Origin of the sequence: Neobacillus niacini, assembly GCF_036961885.1 — a bacterium.
GTDB classification, from domain to species: domain Bacteria; phylum Bacillota; class Bacilli; order Bacillales; family Cytobacillaceae; genus Neobacillus; species Neobacillus niacini_H.
Window position 1 is genome coordinate 2400 of record NZ_JBALNQ010000042.1, and the last position, 1698, is coordinate 4097.

The window sequence follows — 1698 nt, forward strand, 5'->3', positions numbered from 1 at the left end:
CTACGTTGGTACGGTGGTTGGTGCAGGATTTGCAACAGGTAGAGAGATTGTTGAGTTTTTCTCACGGTTTGGTTTCATTGGGTTTCTAAGTATTTTATTGAGCGGGTACCTCCTAATCTCCTTAGGGTCTAAGTTAATGAGAATCTCTGCTCGAATTAATGCAGTTTCGTATCAAGAATTTAATGTACACTTGTTTGGGACATGGGCAGGCAGGGGTATTAATATAATCATGCTTTTTATGCTTCTGGGAGTTAGTGCAGTCATGCTTTCAGGAGCAGGAGCGGTTTTTCAAGAACAATTAGGGCTTTCGAAAAACTTAGGCGTTTTTATAACGATATTTTTATCCTTTTTAGTTATGCTTGTAGGGACAAAAGGGTTATTTGCCGTAAATTCGTTTGTAGTCCCCATTATGATTAGTTTTAGTCTAATGTTAATGACACTTTCCGTTAAACAACCGGATTTTATAAATCAATTATTCTATCTTCCCCATGTGGAAGATGGATGGAAAAGTATATTAGCACCATTTTCTTATACTGCCTTAAACCTAGCTTTAGCACAAGCAGTGCTCGTTCCTATTGCAAATGAAATTAAGGATGATTGGACAATCAAATGGGGAGGGATTTTAGGTGGGACAGCGTTAACTGTCATTTTAATATCCAGCCATTTTACCCTAATCATGCTTCCAAATCTAGAGATTTATGAGATACCGATGGCAATCATCATGAAGCAAATCGCTCCTTTTTTCTATTGGATCTTTGTTTTAGTGATATATGGTGAAATTTTTACTTCTGTTATTGGGAATGTTTATGGACTAGATCGCCAGTTAAAGCAATTTGTAAACGTCCATACTTTTATTACTATATCAGCTATATTTATCGTTGCTTATATCATAAGTCTTATTGACTATAGTAAACTTTTGTCAAATCTTTACCCATTGTTTGGTTATATTAGCCTCATCTTTTTTATCCTTTTATGGATGAAGCCTTTAAACGAAAAAGAGAATAAACCATAAAAATAGGAAAAGCATTGTCATAGACATTGCTTTTTCTATTTTAATGGCAAAATAATAAAGATCATGATATCAAAAACGATATGTGACACGATAACCAGCGGCATGCTCTTTTTCCACAAATAGAGGGCACCCCACAAAAGACCCGAGAGGAATGCGGCCAGCATTAAGATAAAGGTTCCAGAATAAATATGGACAGAGGCATACAAAAGGGCGCCAATTGTTATACTTGCAAATGGACCAAAGTAACGAAGCAGTCTTTTTTGAACAAATCCGCGCCAAAAGAGTTCTTCTCCAGGTGCTGCCACTAAAATTAGTGCAAGGTATTGCCAAAATAACGATGGAGCAAACCACCTGTAGAGGTTCTTTATACTACTATCAAAAGGCAGGTTCAGAATGCCAATAGCTTGTACCCCCAGCCAAAAAATAAAATAAAGAAGTAAACCAGATAAAGCACCAATGGATATATATTTAAAAAATGAGGATTCATCATCAACATCTTCTTGGAACATCGCAAAGGTGATTAATATTAGCAGTGAACCTGTAAATATGTACCAAAATATCGCTTTATCGTAGAAGGTAAAGTACATTAGAGCATGGGCAAGGATGTAACCAGTAATCAGCCGTAAGTCATAGAAGCGATTCTTCATTTACTTTTTAGCTCCTTTCCAACAATAAGGCTCTTTTCT

General features: G+C 36.3%; 2 protein-coding genes. One reads left to right on the plus strand and one right to left on the minus strand.

Annotated elements, in window-relative coordinates; genetic code table 11:
* Positions 1 to 1012, plus strand: a 1012-nt coding sequence (locus V7124_RS17805; protein WP_335491733.1) for a YkvI family membrane protein, incomplete at its 5' end; no start/stop codon positions are given.
* 35 nt (positions 1013 to 1047) lie between these two features.
* Here V7124_RS17805 and V7124_RS17810 read toward each other — a convergent pair.
* Positions 1048 to 1659, minus strand: coding sequence for a CPBP family intramembrane glutamic endopeptidase (locus V7124_RS17810; RefSeq protein ID WP_335491738.1), 612 nt, complete (start codon positions 1657 to 1659; stop codon positions 1048 to 1050).
* Positions 1660 to 1698: the final 39 nt, after the last annotated feature.

Bases quoted from the DNA above. Each gene is read 5' to 3' on its own strand.
- V7124_RS17810 (WP_335491738.1), bottom strand. From the start codon at position 1,659: ATGAAGAATCGCTTCTATGACTTACGGCTGATTACTGGTTACATCCTT.